Annotated in this window: 22 protein-coding genes; 4 read left to right on the forward strand and 18 right to left on the reverse strand. The window is 30.6% G+C overall.

All coding sequences use genetic code 11. The annotated features are described in order from the left end of the window. Positions 1-63 precede the first annotated feature (63 nt). Positions 64-495 (forward strand): TerB family tellurite resistance protein, encoded by a 432-nt coding sequence (locus tag ACEQT4_RS03010; protein ID WP_027879572.1) that lies wholly within the window; start codon positions 64-66, stop codon positions 493-495. A 49-nt stretch (positions 496-544) separates the two neighbouring features. Here ACEQT4_RS03010 and ACEQT4_RS03015 read toward each other — a convergent pair whose 3' ends face one another. Genes ACEQT4_RS03015 through fbp form a run of 5 tightly spaced genes read right to left on the reverse strand, consistent with a single transcriptional unit; the run spans position 545 to position 4815 of the window. Further along, positions 545-2071, reverse strand: a complete 1527-nt coding sequence (locus ACEQT4_RS03015; RefSeq protein ID WP_027879571.1) for an ATP-binding protein — start codon at positions 2069-2071, stop codon at positions 545-547. Positions 2072-2089: 18 nt separating this feature from the next. Then, complete coding sequence (locus ACEQT4_RS03020) at positions 2090-2581, reverse strand: Rab family GTPase (RefSeq protein ID WP_027879570.1); 492 nt, start codon at positions 2579-2581, stop codon at positions 2090-2092. Then, entirely contained in the window at positions 2568-3386 is an 819-nt protein-coding gene (locus ACEQT4_RS03025) for a cell envelope biogenesis protein OmpA (protein WP_370225958.1), read from the reverse strand. The genes ACEQT4_RS03020 and ACEQT4_RS03025 overlap by 14 nt, the downstream gene beginning before the upstream one ends. Before the next feature lie 14 nt (positions 3387-3400). Further along, positions 3401-3757 carry a hypothetical protein gene (locus tag ACEQT4_RS03030; protein WP_027879568.1) on the reverse strand — a complete coding sequence of 119 codons (357 nt, stop codon included), beginning with the start codon at positions 3755-3757 and terminating at the stop codon, positions 3401-3403. A gap of 53 nt (positions 3758-3810) precedes the next feature. After that, positions 3811-4815, reverse strand: a complete 1005-nt coding sequence (gene fbp / locus ACEQT4_RS03035) for a class 1 fructose-bisphosphatase (RefSeq protein WP_027879567.1) — start codon at positions 4813-4815, stop codon at positions 3811-3813. Between the two features lie 117 nt (positions 4816-4932). Here fbp and ACEQT4_RS03040 point away from each other — a divergent pair, with 117 nt between their 5' ends. From ACEQT4_RS03040 to ACEQT4_RS03050, 3 genes are read left to right on the forward strand one after another with little or no spacing between them, the layout of a single operon-like run. After that, positions 4933-5412, forward strand: a complete 480-nt coding sequence (locus ACEQT4_RS03040; protein WP_106677287.1) for a GNAT family N-acetyltransferase — start codon at positions 4933-4935, stop codon at positions 5410-5412. Then, positions 5413-6663: an aspartate kinase gene (locus tag ACEQT4_RS03045; RefSeq protein WP_370225959.1), complete on the forward strand. Its 1251-nt coding sequence runs from the start codon at positions 5413-5415 to the stop codon at positions 6661-6663. It abuts the gene before it with no gap. A gap of 41 nt (positions 6664-6704) precedes the next feature. After that, entirely contained in the window at positions 6705-8528 is a 1824-nt protein-coding gene (locus ACEQT4_RS03050; RefSeq protein WP_027879564.1) for a lysophospholipid acyltransferase family protein, read from the forward strand. Here ACEQT4_RS03050 and ACEQT4_RS03055 read toward each other — a convergent pair whose 3' ends face one another. The 13 genes from ACEQT4_RS03055 to ACEQT4_RS03115 all read right to left on the reverse strand — a co-directional run bounded on the left by ACEQT4_RS03055 (position 8529) and on the right by ACEQT4_RS03115 (position 19694). After that, positions 8529-8855 carry a metalloregulator ArsR/SmtB family transcription factor gene (locus ACEQT4_RS03055; RefSeq protein ID WP_336128073.1) on the reverse strand — a complete coding sequence of 109 codons (327 nt, stop codon included), beginning with the start codon at positions 8853-8855 and terminating at the stop codon, positions 8529-8531. A gap of 88 nt (positions 8856-8943) precedes the next feature. Further along, positions 8944-9417 (reverse strand): hypothetical protein, encoded by a 474-nt coding sequence (locus ACEQT4_RS03060; RefSeq protein WP_370225961.1) that lies wholly within the window; start codon positions 9415-9417, stop codon positions 8944-8946. Positions 9418-9437: 20 nt separating this feature from the next. Continuing rightward, complete coding sequence (locus ACEQT4_RS03065; RefSeq protein WP_027879562.1) at positions 9438-9827, reverse strand: VOC family protein; 390 nt, start codon at positions 9825-9827, stop codon at positions 9438-9440. A gap of 1 nt (position 9828) precedes the next feature. Continuing rightward, positions 9829-10287 carry a DUF1801 domain-containing protein gene (locus tag ACEQT4_RS03070; RefSeq protein ID WP_223077979.1) on the reverse strand — a complete coding sequence of 153 codons (459 nt, stop codon included), beginning with the start codon at positions 10285-10287 and terminating at the stop codon, positions 9829-9831. Positions 10288-10311: 24 nt separating this feature from the next. Continuing rightward, positions 10312-11247, reverse strand: a complete 936-nt coding sequence (locus ACEQT4_RS03075; RefSeq protein WP_370225963.1) for a 2-hydroxyacid dehydrogenase — start codon at positions 11245-11247, stop codon at positions 10312-10314. Between the two features lie 5 nt (positions 11248-11252). Continuing rightward, positions 11253-12623 (reverse strand): magnesium transporter, encoded by a 1371-nt coding sequence (gene mgtE, locus ACEQT4_RS03080; RefSeq protein ID WP_304140625.1) that lies wholly within the window; start codon positions 12621-12623, stop codon positions 11253-11255. Between the two features lie 9 nt (positions 12624-12632). Continuing rightward, positions 12633-13430: a 16S rRNA (adenine(1518)-N(6)/adenine(1519)-N(6))-dimethyltransferase RsmA gene (rsmA, locus tag ACEQT4_RS03085; protein WP_370225964.1), complete on the reverse strand. Its 798-nt coding sequence runs from the start codon at positions 13428-13430 to the stop codon at positions 12633-12635. A 40-nt stretch (positions 13431-13470) separates the two neighbouring features. Beyond that, complete coding sequence (locus tag ACEQT4_RS03090) at positions 13471-13794, reverse strand: DUF4286 family protein (RefSeq protein WP_027879557.1); 324 nt, start codon at positions 13792-13794, stop codon at positions 13471-13473. Between the two features lie 10 nt (positions 13795-13804). Then, on the reverse strand, positions 13805-15589 hold the full coding sequence (locus ACEQT4_RS03095) for a tetratricopeptide repeat protein (RefSeq protein WP_370225966.1): 1785 nt from the start codon (positions 15587-15589) through the stop codon (positions 13805-13807). A 162-nt stretch (positions 15590-15751) separates the two neighbouring features. Beyond that, positions 15752-15874: a hypothetical protein gene (locus ACEQT4_RS03100; protein ID WP_276202111.1), complete on the reverse strand. Its 123-nt coding sequence runs from the start codon at positions 15872-15874 to the stop codon at positions 15752-15754. A 159-nt stretch (positions 15875-16033) separates the two neighbouring features. Continuing rightward, positions 16034-17305 (reverse strand): serine--tRNA ligase, encoded by a 1272-nt coding sequence (gene serS / locus ACEQT4_RS03105; protein WP_370225967.1) that lies wholly within the window; start codon positions 17303-17305, stop codon positions 16034-16036. A gap of 165 nt (positions 17306-17470) precedes the next feature. Next, positions 17471-18790 (reverse strand): HTTM domain-containing protein, encoded by a 1320-nt coding sequence (locus ACEQT4_RS03110; protein ID WP_370225968.1) that lies wholly within the window; start codon positions 18788-18790, stop codon positions 17471-17473. Then, positions 18783-19694: a bifunctional riboflavin kinase/FAD synthetase gene (locus tag ACEQT4_RS03115; RefSeq protein ID WP_370225970.1), complete on the reverse strand. Its 912-nt coding sequence runs from the start codon at positions 19692-19694 to the stop codon at positions 18783-18785. Before ACEQT4_RS03115 ends, ACEQT4_RS03110 begins: the two co-directional genes overlap by 8 nt. Positions 19695-19713: the final 19 nt, after the last annotated feature.

Raw genomic sequence — 19713 nt, forward strand, 5'->3', positions numbered from 1 at the left:
AACTTTTTAATTTTAAAAGGAGCAAGGTTTAACTATATTTGCAGTGAATTAAAATTAAAAAGTATGTCATTTTCAGATTTATTTGATAGTGGGTTTAAGAAGCGAAATGAAGATCATTTTGCTGCAATTGTAAGAGTTGCTATGAGTGATGGTATTATCACAGAAGAAGAAAAGGCGTTTTTAGATAGATTAGCACGTAATTTAGATATTAGCGAAGAAGATTATAAGTTAATATTAAAGGATTATAAATCTCATCCTATAAACCCACCAACTTCTTATGATATGCGTTTAGAGCGTTTATACGATTTAGCTAGAATGGTTTGGGCAGATCAAATTGAAGGAGAAAACCAAATGGCTATGTTAGAGCGTCTTTGTGTTGGCTTAGGTTTTAAGTCTAGTAATTCTAAATACGTTGCAGATAAAGCTTTAGAGCTTGTTAAAAACGGAGTAGATTTAGAGGTTTTTATGGAAGAAATTAAAACTATGAATAGATAAAATAGTTTTTGAAATACATAAAAAAAGCAAGCATAACGCTTGCTTTTTTTTATTTTAGATGTTCTCTTATTTTGGTTAAAAGGGTATCTTCATCAAAAGGCTTTTTTACAACATCATTAATACCTGCTTTTTTATATTTTTTTAAATCATCCTTAAATACTCTAGCTGTTAAGGCAATAATTGGTATTTTTTTATGCTCTCTCTCTGGTAATTTTCTTACCAGTTTTGCTACTTCATCACCATTTATATCTGGTAATTTAATATCTAAAAGGATTAAATCTACAGGAGAATCATAGTTTGTTACTTTTGGTATGACATCTTCTCCTTTTGTGGCAATATCTAAAAAGTAATTACCCTTAGAAGCAAGTATTTTAAGAACTGATAGCTGAGTGATTTCTGAATCGTCTACCAACAGAATATTGTATTTTTTATCAGATTCTATAAAAGAAGTTTCTTCATTATTAGATTTTTCTAATTTGTAACTTGGGTCTATTCTAAAGTTTAAATTAGTAGAAAATGTAGAGCCTTTTCCTACTGTAGAATCTACTGTTATTTTGTTTCCGGTTAACTCTACATAATGTTTTGCAATAGCAAGTCCTAAGCCTGATCCAGTATATTTATATGAATGGTTAAGTTGTTTAAAACTTTCAAAAATTGAGTTTTGATCTTCTTCTGGTATTCCTATTCCAGTATCAGAAATTTCAAAATGAATATTAGCTTTTCTTGCTCTTGTTTGATTTAATGAAGCTTTAAAAGTAATTGATCCTACTTCTGTAAATTTAATAGCATTACTTAATAAGTTGCTTAAAACTTGTCTTAGCTTCATCTTATCACCACCAACTATTTGTGGTAAATTGCTATTAAAATCAGTAATAAATTCTAAACCTTTTTTTTCAGAATTAATTTTGTGTATTTGAGCTATTTCATCTAATAATTCATGTAGATTAAATGGTTCTAAGATAATTTCTGCTTTTCCAGATTCTATTTTAGATATGTCTAGTATGTCTTCTATTAACTGCTTTAAGTAGTTTGTAGAAGAGTCCATGACTTTTATATAGTTAGTTTGCTCATCTGTTAATCCTGTCTTTTTTAAAATCTCAGAAAAAGTTAAAATACCTGTTATTGGATCTCTTAATTCATGATTAAAATTTGCTATGAATGCATTTTTAAAAGCTTCTTTTTCTTTTAAATACTCGTTTTTTAGTTCTAGTATTTGAGAGTTTATTACCGACTCATTTCTTACCTGCGCTGTAGTTTGGTAGTTATTGTAGTGTACCGTTAAATCTAGGATAACAATTAATGGTGGTTTTTTACCATCAAAAGTTTTTACAATAATATCTGTTATTATAGTATTGCCTTCTTCATCATTAAGATGAATACAAGAAAATACTAAATCTTTGTTTTTTTCGGTTAATGTAGCTGTTAGACTTTCAAAAAAAGGATGAATATCTGATATATGTTTACCTTCTATTTTTTTAAAGATAACATCATCAGATTCTTTAATGTTGCCTTCTGTATCTACAATTAAATATTGATTTACAGATTGTGCGTAATTTTTTTTATACTCTTCTAACATTTTAAGAATGTTTTATGTTTAAACTAAAGATTTAGCTAGTTGATTAAAAACCTCTTCTACATTTTTGCCAGTTTTTGCACTTGTATATAAGTCTACATACTGTTTAAAAATCTCTTTATTTTCTTTAATAAACTCGTTTGTAACTAAGTCCTTTTTGTTGCCAATAACTTTAACAGGTAAGTTAGGATAACGTTCTTTTATATAATTTAAGTCAAATTCTAAGTTTTTATAGGTGTTTGGTCTTGTTAAATCAAACACGTAAATAAAACCATGTGTTCCAATAAGATATGATGGTCTTGTGTTGGTAATATCATCATTACCTTCTAAGTCCCAAATAACTAGAGTAACGTCTTTGTTGGTTTCTGGAATTTGAATATCTTTTTTTAAGATATGTACACCAATAGTGACTTTATAATCTTCTGTAAAAGTGTTTTCTACAAAGCGTCTAATTAAGGACGATTTTCCTACACCAAAGTGCCCTATTAAAACAACTTTTTTAGATAATTTCATGTTCAAATTGTGCTTTTAATTTTGTTGCTAAAATACTACTATTTTCTAAGTCTGTTTTATTTATAACATTTTGAGCAAAATCTAATAACTTATCCTCTAGTTTGTTTCTAAATGTGGCTGTAAATGCTCCAGATATTACTACAGCAATGTAGTAATTAGAAAAGTTTTGAAGGTGAATATGATAGTTTTCATATTCTATATATTCTAAATTTTGAGTTTCAGCTTGAAAAGCATCTTCTGCAAAACTTTTAATTGCGGTAAGCATACCAGCAACTGTATCTTGGTCTATGTTTTGGGTTTTTGAATATTCTGAAGTTACAATACCAGAACCTTGCTCTATAACCATAATCTGCTCTATAGCTGGTTTAAAGTGGTCTTGAAGGATTATATCACCTTCTGATACGCCGCTTCTTTTTGCTCTAAACCTTCGTTTTAAAGACTCAAAAGAAAAGGTGTTATTCATTTTATTGTTAATAGCTTCGGATAAAAGTTGTATTTCTTTTTGCACATACTTTTTTATCATTTTACCCATAATAGGGTATAAAGCTTCTACAACAGCATCTTGAGAGTTTTTAATCTCTGCTTTTAAAGTTTCGGTAATAGTAGGTCCTAATGTTTCAGGTATTTCTTCAACAAACTCTTGTAATTTATCGTCAATTATTGGATTAATTTTTTTTGATAAATTGGGTTGTTGGTTTATTACTGCTTCAAGATCTTTTAGTTTTTGTTCAAGCGATAATGCATACTCATGCTCATCTTTTAATAAGATGTCTTTTAAGATTTGTAATTTATCGTCTTGAGTCATTTATAGAGTCAATTTTATTGACTAATCTTCTCACCAAGCTTTGTGAAAAGTTCACCCAGAAGTTTACGGTCTACTTTTTTCTCTTCTAAAGCGTCTGTTTTTTCTTCAAGAGAAGCTTCAAGCTCTGTAATACGTATGTTTACGTCTGTACTTAAATTATCAATATTTTGAAGTAGCTCTGTTTTAACCTCGTCTATTAATTGCTCTAATTCTTCTTTTTTGTTAAGTATATCTTTTTTTAGAGTTTCAAACTCACTATCGTAAGCTTGCATGTTTTCTCCAAAAATAAGCTGTTTTATAGCGTCAATTTTTGAGCTAGCATCTACAGCGTTTGGCGCCATATTTTCTTGATTTTTATCTTGTTTTGCCATGTTGATAGTTTAAGGAGATAAAAATAGCAAAAAAATAGTTATTTAACTACCAGTTAAGCGTTTTGCATAAACTCTTCAGCTTTTAATACCATATTTTTACTTCCGCAGAAAAAAGGTACGCGTTGGTGCAGCTCTGTTGGGGTAATGTCAAGTATTCTAGTATAACCATCACTAGCTTTACCATTAGCTTGTTCTGCTAAAAATGCCATAGGATTACACTCGTATAATAAACGTAGTTTTCCGTTAGAATTTTTTGAGCTTTTTGGATACATATAAATTCCGCCTTTAATCATATTTCTATGAAAATCTGAAACTAAAGATCCAATATATCTTGAGGTGTAAGGTCTATCGCCTTCTTCCATTTGGCAATACTTAATGTAGTTTTTTACACCTTGCGGGAAGTGAATGTAATTACCTTCGTTTACAGAGTATATATTTCCATCTTCAGGAAATTGCATATCAGGATGCGATAAGTAAAACGTACCAATTGCTGGGTTTAGCGTAAAGCCATTTACACCGTGACCAGTTGTATATACTAACATTGTAGATGTACCATAAACCACGTATCCAGCAGCAACTTGTTTGTTACCTTGCTGTAAAAAATCTTCTATAGTTACAGGTGTACCAACAGGTGTAACACGCCTAAACACTGAAAAAATGGTTCCAACAGAAACGTTAACATCTATATTTGAAGAGCCATCTAAAGGATCTATTAAGACTACATATTTGTTTTGGTTGTTAGAATCTTGACTGTTTATGCTAATAAAGTCGTCTTCCTCTTCACTAGCAATTCCACAAACAATGTTTCGGTTAGTTAATGTATGTATAAACTTATCATTTGCGTATACATCTAGTTTTTGTTGATCTTCTCCTTGTATATTCGTGTCGCCAGCAGCGCCAATAATATCGACTAGTCCAGCTTTGTTTACTTCATGATTTACAACCTTTGCAGCAAGTCTAATAGAGTTTATTAGTCTAGATAACTCTCCAGAAGAATACTTAAAAGAGGATTGGTTTTCGATAATAAATTCACCTAAGGTTTGATTTTTTTTAGACATGAAGCTTATATTTGGATACAAATATCATAGAATTTTCAATAAACTACAACGTTTTCGTTTAAATTAATTTTATGGTCTATAATCTGTTTAGACTATATTTGAATAAAACTTTTTAAGATGAAATTTAATATTCGTTTTGCAAAGCAATCTGACATGCCAAAAGTATTAGAGCTAATAAAAGAATTAGCTGTTTTTGAGAAAGAGCCAGATGCTGTAATTGTAACAGAAAAAGATTTAATAGAACACGGTTTTGGTAAAAATCCTTTATTTACTTGTTTTGTAGCCGAGAGCGAACAAGAAATCGTAGCAATAGCCTTAATTTATTTTAGATTTTCTACATGGAAAGGAAAAACTGTTCATCTAGAAGATTTAATAGTAAAACAAGAGTTTAGGGGACAAGGGTTAGGTACATTACTGCTTGATGAGGTTATTAAATACGGTTACAGTCAAGGTGTACAACGTATTTGTTGGGAAGTTTTAGATTGGAATACAAGTGCTATTAATTTTTATGAAAAACAAGGAGCTAAAATATTAAAAGATTGGTATTTAGCTCAATTAGAAGGAGACGCCATAAAAAACTATATAGAAAAATTATAAATGAGAGTATTTAAGTTTGGTGGAGCATCTGTTAAAGATGCTTTAGGTGTAAAAAATTTAGTATCTGTATTAGAAGAGGTTGGACATGAAAACACACTGATTGTTATCTCTGCAATGGGAAAAACAACCAATGCAATGGAAGTCGTGATTGGCAATTATTTTAACAATCAAGCAGAATTACAAGCTGCTTTACAAGACGTTATAAAATACCATAATCAAATTATCATTGATCTATTTGAAAACGAAAGACATGCTGTTTTCAATATTGTAAAAACACTCTTTGAAGAATTAAAAGCATTTTTAAAAACCAATAAATCTCCAGATTACAATTTTGTTTATGATCAAGTTATAGGTTATGGAGAATTAGTCTCTACAACCATAATAAGCGCCTATTTAAATGAAGTTGGCTATAAAAATAATTGGATAGATGTAAGACAATTAATAAAAACAGATGATTATTATAGACGTGCAAATGTAAACTGGGATCAAACTCAGACTAACATTTTAACTCATATAAATACTAAGCAATTAAATATTACACAAGGGTTTTTAGGAAGCGACAAAAACAATTTTACGACTACTTTGGGTCGAGAAGGAAGTGATTATACTGCAGCAATTATTGCCTATTGTTTAAATGCAGAAAGTGTAACCATTTGGAAAGATGTACCAGGCGTATTAAACGCAGATCCAAGATATTTTGAACAAGCACAATTATTAAATGTGATTTCTTATACAGAAGCTATAGAGTTAGCATTTTACGGTGCATCTGTAATACATCCTAAAACATTACAACCACTACAGCGTAAAGAAATACCGTTACATGTAAAGTCTTTTATACAACCACAAAATGATGGTACAGTAGTTAAAAAGTTTAAAGGTATTGATCCCGTAGTACCATGTTTCATTTTAAAACAAAATCAAGTTTTAATATCATTATCTACCTTAGATTTTTCATACGTGGTAGAAGAAAATATCAGCGAAATTTTTAACTTGTTGTCCAAATACAAAATGAAAGTAGATGTTATTCAAAACTCAGCTATAAGTTTTTCTGTGTGTTTTGAAAACAATTATAATAACTTAGAGCCGTTATTACTTCATCTAAAAGCTAAATTTAAAGTAACTTGTCACGATAATGTATCACTATTTACTATTAGGCATTATAATGAGCAAGCAATACAGAAATTAGAGAAAGGAAAAACGATTTTATTAAAACAAATGTATCAAAATACGGTACAAATAGTAACTAAATAAATGTTTGCTTACTTTTGTGGGCATTAACTTTAAAAAAATAAATGGGATTAGTCACTGCTAAAGAAGTTTCGTCTGCTATAAAACTTGATAAATATGGGTTTTTAGGCACTTTTGTTGGATGGCTTTTAATGAAAGTTTTAAAAATTTCTACATTAAATAAAATTTACGATAGAAATAAGCACCTAAAAGATTTAAATTTTTTAGATAGTATTTTGGATGAATTTCAAATTAAATTTGAAATTCCTGAAGAAGACCTAAAGCGTCTACCAAAAGATGGAGCTTACATTACTGTGTCTAATCATCCATTAGGAGGTATTGATGGTATTTTGTTGTTAAAATTGATGTTAGAACAACGCAAAGATTTTAAAATTATAGCCAATTTTTTATTACATCGTATAGAGCCATTAAAACCTTACATCATGCCTGTTAATCCTTTTGAAGACAGGAAAGATGCTAAGTCAAGCATATCTGGTTTTAAGCATGCTATAATGCATTTAAAAGAAGGTCATCCTTTAGGGATTTTTCCAGCAGGAGAAGTATCAACCTATAAAGATGAAAAGTTAATGGTTGATAAACCATGGGAAGAAGCCGCAATGAAGTTGGTGCAAAAAGCTAATGTGCCAGTTGTTCCAATTTATTTTCACGCAAAAAACAGTAATCTTTTTTATAAACTATCTAAGATTAGTGACACGTTTAGAACAGCAAAATTACCTTCAGAATTATTGACACAGAAAAGACGTGTTATTAAAGTAAGAATAGGTAGACCAGTATCTGTAGCAGATCAAAATGAACATGAAAGTCTAGCAGACTTTTCAGAGTTTTTAAGACGAAAAACCTATATGCTTTCTAACTCTTTTGAGCCTAAAGAGAAGATAATAGAGACAATTTCATCTACATTAAAGTCTCCTAAAAGTATAAGACCGCCAAAAAAAATTGTAACTCCTGTAAGTCAAGAAACTATGATTGCAGAAGTTAATGCATTGCGAGATGCCGATTTAAGATTACTAACCAGTAAAAACTATGAGGTCTTTTTAGCATCTGCAGATAAGATGCCCAACTTGTTACGTGAGATAGGTCGTTTACGTGAAATTACTTTTAGAGAAGTAGGAGAAGGAACAAACGAAGCTATAGATTTAGATAGTTTTGATACTTATTATCACCATATGTTTTTATGGGATAATGAAGCTAATGTTATAGCAGGTGCTTATCGTATGGGATTAGGATCTAAAATTTTTGCCACTTACGGTATTGATGGTTTTTACCTTCAGGATCTGTTTAGATTTGAGCCAGAGTTGTATAAAATGATGAGCCAATCTATAGAAATGGGTCGTGCATTTATCATTAAAGAATATCAACAAAAACCAATGCCTTTATTTTTACTTTGGAAAGGTATTGTACACACAACATTACGTTACCCTGAACATAAATATTTAATTGGAGGCGTAAGTATTAGTAACCAATTTTCAAACTTCTCGAAATCTTTGATGATCGAGTTTATGAAATCGCATTACTATGATCCTTATATAGCGCAATACGTTAGACCTAAAAAAGAATTTAAGGTTAAACTTAAAGATGCAGATAAAGATTTTGTGTTTGATGCTACTGAAGCCGACTTAAATAAGTTTGATAAAATTATTGACGAGATTGAACCAGGCGCATTACGCTTACCAGTACTACTTAAAAAATACATCAAACAAAATGCACGTTTAGTAGCTTTTAATGTAGACCCTTTGTTTAATAACTCAGTAGACGGTTTAATGTATATAGAGATTGCCGACTTACCAGAAAGTACAGTTAGACCGGTAATGGAAGAGTTTCAAGAAGAACTTGAGCGTAAGTTGTCAGAGCAAAGTGAAAATGAGTAGTTATTTGGAACAGTTTACCTGCGTTTTTACAAAAAAGTCATTAACAACACGTCTACACTCATTTAATTGATCTTTATTGATAGTGTAGTATAAGTTTTTACCTTTTACTTTTTGATTTAATAAACCTGTTTTACGTATTTCTGCAAGATGTTGAGAGATTGTTGGTTGTGCTAAACCAATAGCTTTTACTAAATCGTTGCAATTACAGTCTTTATTTTCGCTAATGTGTTGTATGATAGCAACACGTGCTGGATGACCAATAACTTTTGTATAGTTAGCAATAGTGTTAATTTGATCTGTAAAAATATGTTTTTTAGTAAATCCCATAGTTTAATAATTATTAACGTGATATTGCAATATTACAATTTTATTAAATAAAATAAAAGTCTAAACATTAGTCTAGACTTCGTGATTTTTACTTTTTACTAAACAACCTTTGAAAGAAGCTTTTAGTTTTTTTAGTAGTTTCTTCAATAACTTCTTTAGCATCTTCTGCCTCATCTGCAAATTTAGATACCTTTTCTTTAGTTTCATCTACAAACTCTTTTGCGTCTTCATTAATAAACTCGGTTGTTTTTGCTTTAGCTTTCTCGTATGCTGCTTTAGCATCTTCTTTAAGTTCGTCTAGTTTTTCTTCAGCTTCGTCAGCTATTTTAGATGCTTTTTCTTTAGCCTCATCATAAAGTTCTTTAGCATCTTCTTCTACAAATTCTTTCGCTTTTGCTTTGGCTTTTTCAAAAGTATCTTTTGCGTCTGCTTTTATATCTTCAAACTTAGTTTCAGCTTTTTCTGTAAACTGATCTATTTTTTCTTTAGCTTGTTCTGTGTTTTTGGTAGTATTATTTAGCTCTTCAGCTTTATCTTCTAGGTTTTTGTTGTCTTCGCTCATTGGTTTTGTATTTTAATTGGTTATTTTTCAAAAGCACTATCAATTGGTTCCCATAATTCTATTTTATTACCATCATTATCCATAATCCAACCAAATTTTCCATAACTATAGGTTTCCATTTCGCCAATAATTGTTACGCCTTCTTCTTTTAAAACCTTTAGTAGTTCTTCTAGGTTTTCGACTCTATAATTAAACATAAAGTCTTTTTTTGAAGGTTCGTAATATTTGGTGTCTTGATCAAAAGCACTCCATTGTGTAGAGCATTTATTACCTGCTTCATCTTTCCACCAAAAAGTACAACCGTAATCGTCGGTATTAAATCCTAAATGTTTTTGATACCAATCTTTTGTCGCTTTTGGGTCTTTGGTTTTAAAGAATAAACCTCCAATTCCAGTAACTCTTTTTTTCATTTTATTTCTTTTTTAAAACAGATTCGTAGATTGAAATCCATTCTTCAACTGTCATTTTTTGTACTAGTTCTGCAATTAAATCATAAGGAATTTCGTCTATTTTTTTAAACCTAACACAGCTTTTTCCCATATCTAGTTTACGTTTATTATGCTTTGGATATTCATTGACAAACCAGTCATGTAATTCTGGTTTTGCATAAATACCGCTATGGTAAAAGTTAATTGAGTTTTTTTGAGAAGCAAAACTCATAAAAGGTAATGGTAATTTGGGATCGCAATGGTATCCATCTGGATAAATCTCGTGAGGTACAACATAACCAATCATGTTATAGTTTATGCACTCTTTAAACCCATTAGGTAAATTATCGTTTATTGTTTTACGAAGTTTTTTTAAAGCGTCTTGTCGCTCTTCAGGGACTTGTTTTATGTAATCTTCGGGTGTTTTTGCGTCGTATGTCATTTAGTGTTTTATTGAAACACTAAGTTAGCAAAATTTTGCTTTTATTTTATTTACGATTGTTTGCGCAAGTTTTTCTTTACTTTCTATGGTCCAACCTGCTACATGTGGTGAAAGAATTACATTTTGTGCTTCTATTAAATATTGAAATGCTTCTGGTAAAGTTGAAGAAAATAAACTCTCAAAAGATGCTTTTTCATATTCTAAGACATCTAATCCAGCACCTAAAATTTTGTTAGATTTTAAAGCACTTACTAAATCTGAAGTTATAACACTTTTACCTCTTGCGGTATTAATTAACCAAAAGGGTTTTTTAAAATTATTAATAAAGTCTTGGCTGACCATACCAATAGTTAAAGGCGTTTCTGGTGTGTGAAGACTTAAAACATCTGCTTCTTCTTGAAGTTTTTCTAAAGAAACTTGTGTAGCATTTTCATCCTCTACATTATCTTTTATATCATAACACAAAACGTTGACATCAAAACCACGAAGTTTTTTTGCAAACGCTTTACCCATGTTACCATAACCGATAAGTCCAACGGTTTTTCCATCAAGCTCGATACCTCTATTATCTTCGCGTAGCCATTTACCGTTACGTACTTCGTTATCTGCTTTATTTAATTTATTAAACAAGGATAAAAGCATAGCTAAACTGTGTTCTCCAACAGCATTACGGTTGCCTTCTGGAGCAGAAATTAGTGTAATACCTTTACTTTCGGCATAATCACAATCTATATTTTCTAAACCAGCACCAACGCGACCTATAAATTTAAGATTGGTTGCTGCGTCTAAAAATGTTTTGTCAATACTAAACCTACTTCTTATGATAAATCCATCATAATCTTTAATTTTTAGCTTGATTTCTTCTTTTGATGAGGTGTAATCTTCATCATTAATAAAACCTAAATCATTAAGTTGATTAAGTAATAAAGGATGATTGATGTCTAAGTGTAAAATTTTCATTTTAGTTAAAATCCTAAAATTATTTTGGCGACTAAAAAGTATAAAAATACACCAAAAATATCATTGCTTGTTGTTATAAAAGGTCCTGTTGCTACTGCTGGATCTATTCCTTTTTTATCTAAAAAAATTGGGATAAATGTACCTATTAATGCTGCCATAATAATTACAGTGATTAAGGCAATACCAATGGTGAAAGATACATTATATGGCGCACCAAATATAAAATGAGTGATAATAAATGCTAATAAGCCAATTGCTATACCATTAACTAAGCCTAAAAGTAATTCTTTTAGAAGTCTTTTAAATACATTGTTGCCAATGCTACCATTTGCAAGACCTTGTACAATAATTGCACTAGATTGGACACCAACATTACCAGCAGTACCTTGAATTAATGGCACAAAACTAAGAAGGATAATATATGGTCCTAAATTACCACTAAAACTATCAATAATACTTGCTGCACCAATACCACCGACAACACCAATTAGCAGCCAAGGTAAACGTGCACGTGTTAATTTAAATATACTATCATCTGCCTCTACATCTTGAGAGATACCTGCTGCCATTTGATAATCTTTATCAGCTTCTTCACGAATAACATCTACAATATCATCAATGGTTATACGACCCAGTAAAGTACGTTCTTGATCTATAACCGGTATTGCTTCTAAGTCATATTTTTGCATTATTCTTGCCACTTCTTCGGCTTCTTCATCTACAAAAACATAGTCTACATTTGCGTTAGAAAGTTCTGCAATTTTTTGTTCGCTTTTAGCGGTAATTAAATCTTTTAAAGAAAGTCTACCTACTAGTTTTTCTTGTTTATCTACAACGTAAATAGAGTGTACGCGTGTAACATCTTTTGCTTGACCACGTATACGACGTAAACAACCGGCTACTGTCCAAGTTTCGTAAACTTTTACAAGTTCTTTTGCCATTAATCCACCAGCAGTATCTTCGTCATACTTTAAAAGTTCTTTAATTTCGGCTTTGTGCTCTAAATCTTCAATTTTAGAGATGACTTCGTGCTGTCTTTCTTCTGGTAATTCGGCAATAATATCTGCAGCGTCATCGGTATCTAGCTCTTCAATTTCTTCTGCAATTTCTTTGGCAGAAAGATTTCTTAGGACTTTCTCTCGATTGTCTTCGTCAAGCTCCATTAAGATATCTGCAGTTGTTTCAGAATCTAAAAGCTTAATCACATACATGGCTTCTTCTAGATCGACTTCATCTAGTATTTCAGCAATATCAGCATAATGGTATTCGTCAAGTAGTTTTTTTAATTCTTTATCATTTTTTTGTTCGATAAGAATTTCTACTTGTTCTATAAGCTGATCTGTTAACTGAAATTGTATGTTTTCTTTTTCTTCCAAACGCAGATATTATTTGTCGTTTTCAATTAATTGGGTAAGCGTTATAAATTGATCAACGCTTAGTTGTTCTGGACGCTGGTCAAAGATACTATTTGCTTTTAAATTATCAGACAAATTGAAGGTTTTTAAACTGTTACGAAGTGTTTTGCGTCTTTGCTGAAAGGCTTGTTTTACAACCTTGAAAAATAAAGTTTCATCACACGGTAAACTATAATTGTCTTTTCTTATTAAGCGCAACACACCAGAATCTACTTTTGGTGGCGGATTAAAAACGTTTGGTGGTACAGTAAATAAATACTCTGCATCATAAAATGCTTGGGTTAATACAGAAAGAATGCCGTATACTTTAGAGCCTTCTTTAGAGCAAATACGCTTGGCAACTTCTTTTTGAAACATTCCAGAAAATTCTGGAATTTGGTCGCGCATTTCTAAAGTTTTAAACACAATTTGTGTTGATATGTTGTAAGGGAAATTACCCGATATTGCAAATGGTTGGTCCCCAAAAGTTTCTTTTAAATTGTATTTTAAAAAGTCTTTTTCTAAAATACGTGGCGCTAAATGCAAATAGTTATTTTTTAAATAATCTACACTTTCTGTATCTATTTCAATAACATAAGTTGTTATTGGTTTTTCTAATAAATATTTGGTTAGTACGCCCATTCCTGGACCAATTTCTAATACTTGATCGTAACCATTTAAGGTTAAGGCGTCTGCTATTTTTTGTGCTATACTTTCGTCTTCCAAAAAATGTTGACCTAAAAACTTTTTGGCTTTGACTTCGGTTTTATTTCTATGGTTTTTAGACATAATTTTTTTTGAAAGTTTTAAAATTATAATGAAATTTAGATTATTTAAAATCTACAGAATACTCGTCTATAACTTCAAGTTCTGTCCTAAAGGCAAGCATTTTATCTGCAAATTTTTGTAACCCATCTTGTCTTAATTGTTCTGCATGATTAGCATAATAATCTTGTAATGCTTCTTTGGAATGTGCACGATATTGGATAGAGTAGGTTTGTCCGCCCATTTCTTCTTCTACTAAAACCTTGGTTAATTTGGCTTCTGTAAATTTTCCTGTGGCTAATACTTGAGGAATATGCTCTTTTATCCAAACAAGCCATTCGTTATGCACAGAGTCGTCTATGTTTACGGTTACGTTATATATAATCATTTTGTTTTTTTTAGTTAATATCATCACCACGAAGTTTTCTAAACTTTTTACGCGCCTCTACATAAAAAATACTATCTGGATGATCAAAAAGAATCGTTTCGTAATAGGGTTTTGCTTCTTCGGGTTGGTTATAAGTGTTGTTTAATAATTCGGCTAAATTATAAAGTGCATTGTCTAATAAAATGCTGTCTTTGAAGTCTTTAATTATGCGCAGGTAATTAGCTTTGGCGCTGTCGTAATCGTGTTCTTTTTCAAATAATTCAGCTTGTTTTAATAAAGCTTGCGGGACAATAACCTCGGTTTTATGCGCTTTTAAAATATCGTTTAAAATAGCTATGGCTGGTTTATTTTTATTTTGAAATGCTAACAAATCTGCCTTAGCGTATTTTTTTAAAGCAGTTTGTGTACTGTCTTCGGCACGATTATCACTAATTAACAGTTTTAAATCTAATGCATCATTAGCGGTTAGTTGTGATGTAGATGCTTTTAAAATTTTAAGCTGAGATTCTGCCCATTTAAAATCGCCTTTATAATAGCTTGCTTTAGCAACTCTAAATCTAGCTTCTTGAGAAATTGGGCTGTTTTTTAAGTTACGTTGAATTTGAGTGTAATAAATTAAAGCTTGATTAAACTTTTCTTGAAATACTAGAATATCACCAAGTTCAAGTTTGACTTCGGCTAAATAAATCTCAGGAATATTATATTTTAACGTGTTTTTTAATATTGAAATAGCTTCTTCAGGCTGCTCTAAATAAAAGGCTAAAAAATGAGCATAAGATTTTTGAATGTTTAAAGTTTGAGGTGTTTTACCGTATTGCTCTAAAATTGAAGTATACGATTTTTCGATATCATTATAGTCTTTTGGTAAAGCTATTTCGGTCTTTAATTCTATAATTTTTAGTTGTGCTTCTAACTTAGTTGAAATCTCTTGAGATGTTTCTACAACATATTCAAAAATAGAAATAGCCATCTCGTAATCTTTATTATTTTTAGCAATAAATCCAAGTTCGATAACACGATCTAAACTTTCTTGTTGTCTTTTATAAATGGCTTTTTCTTGGGCAAATGCTTTGTTGTAGTCTTTTTGCTGAATAAATAACCAGCTTAGCATTTCATTCCACATTAAATCTGGATTTTGCTGTATTTTTTTCAACAAGGTTTTTCTTAAGATAATATTGCCTTCGTTGTCACTATCTTCTGCGATAAATTCGCTTATATATCGCTTTATTGTGTCTAGATACGTTGGGTTTGCAGAGATAAAATTTAAATAGCTATCAAACATTTTTTCTATGTTAGATTGCTCTCCATAAATACGTGCTAATTGCAAATTAAAGTTTAAGCTAGGTTGTAATTGCATAGCTTTTGTGTATGCTTGAATTGCTTCTTCTAACAATGAATGATTTTGAAATACACGACCTATGCTGTAGGCATTTGTAGGTCTTTGCTCTAGTGTAGCTATGGCTTTTTGATAGTTTTTATTAGCGTTAATTGTATCTTTTTGTAATTGATAGTTGTAACCAAGTTCTACTAATAAATTTGGAGATTTGCTTGTTTGTAAAGCTTTAATAAGTCTTTGCTCAGCGTCTTTATACAGTTCTAATTCTTGTTCAATTTCAACAATTTTAAGTAAGTAGTTAGTGTTGTTAGGCTTGTCTTTAAAAAGCCTTTTGTAGCTAGAAAGTGCTTTTTCAAATTCGCCGTTTTTAAAATATTCATTTGCAACAATTTCGTCTTGAGCGTAAGAACACAAGCAAAAAAAGAAGATTAATATTGTTAAAACGCGCTTTAAAAACATAGGGTAAATATAACAAATCCGATAGGGACATTATGTAAATATAATGCAAAAAAAATGCCTGAATTTAATCAGGCATTTGCCAATCTAATAAAAGTGCTATTAATCATATATTCACTATAAGATTCAATTACTAAGATTGGGGTATATCTATGTAATAAATTTTTAGTTTTTGGCTAAAACAATCCCATGTTTAGACTCTGAAGAGATGCTAAAATCTGTATTAAAAATTTTAGTCATTATTACAATAAAGAGAATACATAGTAAAATTCTAGCTATAGTCTTCATAATAAATGTAGGTTTTAATTAAGAAAACAATCAAATAAAAGGTTTTTTTAAATCTTAGCAAAACTAATAACTCAAAAATCGTTAAAAAACGTCGATTTTTAACACTTTAACGATTTCGATGATTGTTTTGTAAGGAAATAGTGACTTTTATCGGTGATTTTAGTCAATCCACTCAAAACCAGTATAAGGCACTAAAACATCCGGTATTTTAATTCCTTTTTCGGTTTGGTAATTTTCTAATATACCTGCTAAAACACGAGGTAAAGCTAATGAGCTACCATTTAATGTATGAGCAAGCTCGTTTTTTCCTTCTTTATTTTTAAATCTAAGCTTTAAACGATTAGCTTGATAGGTTTCAAAATTAGATACACTAGATATTTCTAACCAACGGTCTTGAGCAGTAGAAAATACTTCAAAATCAAAAGTTAAAGCAGATGTAAATCCAATATCACCACCGCATAATCGTAAAATACGATAAGGTAATTTTAACTCTTTTAAAATCTCTTTTATATGATTAACCATGCTGTCTAGAGCATTATAAGAATTATCAGGATGTTCTACTCTAATAATTTCTACTTTATCAAATTGGTGTAAGCGGTTTAAGCCACGTACGTGTGCACCATAACTTCCAGCTTCACGTCTAAAACAAGGTGTATATCCTGTAATACCAATTGGTAAATCACTTTCGTTTAATAATACATCTCTAAAAATATTAGTACCTGGTACTTCTGCTGTAGGGATAAGGTATAAGTTGTCTCCTGTAACGTGATACATTTGTCCTTCTTTATCTGGTAATTGACCTGTGCCAAAACCAGATGCTTCGTTTACTAAATGAGGAAACTGAAACTCTGTGTATCCTGCTTCTGTATTTTTATCTAAAAAATAAGCAATTAAAGCACGTTGTAATCTTGCACCTTTACCTTTGTATACAGGAAAACCTGCTCCAGTAATTTTATTACCAAGCTCAAAATCGATTATATCGTATTTTTTAGCTAATTCCCAATGTGGTAAAGCTTCGTTGTGTAATTGAGGTATTTCTCCTTCTTTATAAATCTCTTCGTTATCTTCATCGGTATTTCCCGATGGGACACTGTCGTGTGGTACGTTAGGGATTTGATAAAGCAATTGGTTTAAAGCGTCTGCCTTTTGGTTTAACTGTTCTGATAAGGTTTTAGAGCTTTCTTTTAAATCGCCAGTTTTAGCTTTAAGTGCATTAGCTTCTTCAGCTTTACCAGATTTAAACAACATACCAATTTCTTTGGAGATACTGTTAGATTCTGCCAATACATTATCTAATTGTGTTTGTAGTGCACGGCGTTCTTCATCTAAAATAATTACTTGGTCAATTAAAGGTTTAGCATCAATATTTCTTACAGCTAAACGTTTTATAACCGCTTCTTTGTTCTCTCTAATAAAAGGTAGTTGTAACATTGTTTTTTTATTATTTGGGCGTTACCTAAAGGTCAGGCTTTCAGTTATATCTTTTTTTGCCATATGTGGCAGCAAAAAAAGGATGCCACTTCAATCCTTAACGCAAATAAGTAACGCTAAAATTAAGTGGTAAAAGTAGTAAGATTTTGGGTTTATAAAAACAAATTATTTATCTAATTGAGAAGGTAATAACCAATCACTGTGTTTGTGCCAATACCAAGGGACAGCAGCTAAATCTACATTTTTGTCAATAAGACGTCTATAAGGTCTACCATTAACGCTAACTTTTGCGTCTACAAAGACCATAATGTCTTTACCGTTTTTAGCGTATTCTTTCTTTAAATGCTGTGCAAATTGCCATATCACATCTGGTTTACAGCTAGCAGATCTAATTTGCTTTTTGGTTAGATAGTTAGACATTACAATAAACTCTGACTTATTAGTTGCTTTATCTATAATTTTATAACTAGTTCTTCCGGATTTAGATCTTAACATCATTCGCCAAGATAGTCTGTGACCTTCTTCTGTCCATAACACATTGTCTGTAAAAACATGTTGTCTTAAAGGAAGTGCTATTTGAATGACAAAGAATATAACACCTATACTAACTAAAATAGGTTTGTAGCCTTTTACAATAATTTCAGCTTTTGTGTAAAGTGGTTTATTTTTTAAGAATATGTTTTTGATTTTTTCAGGTTCAAAGAAGAAAAGTGAAAACGCTAAAGCTAAATAAGGAAATATACCTACTTGAAAAACAATTGAATTAAATAAATGAAAGAAAATAGAGGCAACAAACATATATTTTCTTGTTGGCTTATAAAGTAGTAGTGGTATTACTAATCCATCATAGAGTATTCCTCCATATGCAATTAATTGAGCTATAAATTTATATTGAAGTAAATCTCCAATTATCATATAATTAGCCTTACTAGCCATTAATTGTTTAGGTACCGATAGGTCTAACCAATCAGGATATATTTTTGCAATAGAAGCGTAAGTGTATAGTATAAATAATTGTATAACAAAAACCCATTTTACCCAACTAGGCATGCTAATTTGCTTGATATTTGGATTTATTTTTGCATCTAAAGAAGCGTATCTATTTGCAGGCAAAAGCACCATTATGGCGCTTAACAGCATTAATAAATAATAATGGTTGTTATATGAAGTTTTTTGCATTAAATAAGTACATGACCACATTAAAGTAAATGCTAACATGCTTAACCTATATTTATAACCAAGCATTATTAATAAGCCAAAAATACCCATCAATACATAATACACATACATCCAATTACCAGGTAAAGGTTGTAAAAATTCAAAACCAATAAAATTGAAAGTAAACTTAGGTTCTACTAAAGTACGTGTAACCCAACCTGTAAAAATAGCGCCAACAGATTCTAAAAAACAAAGAGCTCCAAAAATAATACGAAACACTATTAGAGAACTATTATCAATTTGTTTAAATAAGAATTTGTTAAGCATGAGATTTTATAAATTCTAAAGCATTGTTTTTATCAATATGAAGCTGGCTTTGTAATTCTTGAACAGAATTAAACTTCTGTTCATCACGAAGTCTTTGTAATAATTCTATTTTTAAATTTTGTCCGTAAAGGTCATTATTAAAATCAAAAAAATGAGTTTCTATAGTTTGATGTTTGCCATTTACTGTTGGGTTGTGACCAATATTCATCATACCATAGACTGTAATATTATCTATTATTGACTTTACGATATAAACACCATGTTTTGGGATAAGTTTATAGGTTTCTTCTATGTGTAAATTAGCTGTTGGATAATTAATAGTTTGACCTAATTTTTTCCCATCAATAACTTTACCAGTAAGCATAAAGTTGTAGCCTAAATAAGTATTAGCAGTTTTTATGTTGCCTTCTTGTAAAGCGGCTCTAATTTTTGTAGAGCTTACCGCAACATCGTTGATGTCTTGTTTAGAAATTTCTTCGACTTCAAAATCAAAATCCTTTCCAAATTGTTTTAAATCTTCAATGTTAGCATTTCTATTTCTACCAAAATGATGATCGTATCCAATAATGATATGTTTTGCTTTAAGATGATCTACAAGAATGTTTTTTACAAAATCTTCGGCTGTTAGTCTAGAAAATTCTTTCGTGAATTCTTTTATGACTAAGTTAGAAATACCGAATTGTTTAAGAATGTCTTTTTTCTCATCAATTGTATTGATAAGTTTAATATTGGCATCTTTTTGTAAAACCATCCTAGGATGCGGGAAGAAGGTTAATAGTGAAGGTGTAAGATTTTTGATTTCTGAAATTTCAACCAAACGTTTGATGATTTTTTGATGTCCAATGTGTACACCATCAAAGGTGCCAATGGTTAAGACTGTATGGTTTGAGTTTTTGTTTTTCACTATTTAATTTCTAGATATA

This window comes from Mesoflavibacter sp., from assembly GCF_964226795.1.
Classification (GTDB): Bacteria; Bacteroidota; Bacteroidia; order Flavobacteriales; family Flavobacteriaceae; genus Mesoflavibacter; species Mesoflavibacter zeaxanthinifaciens.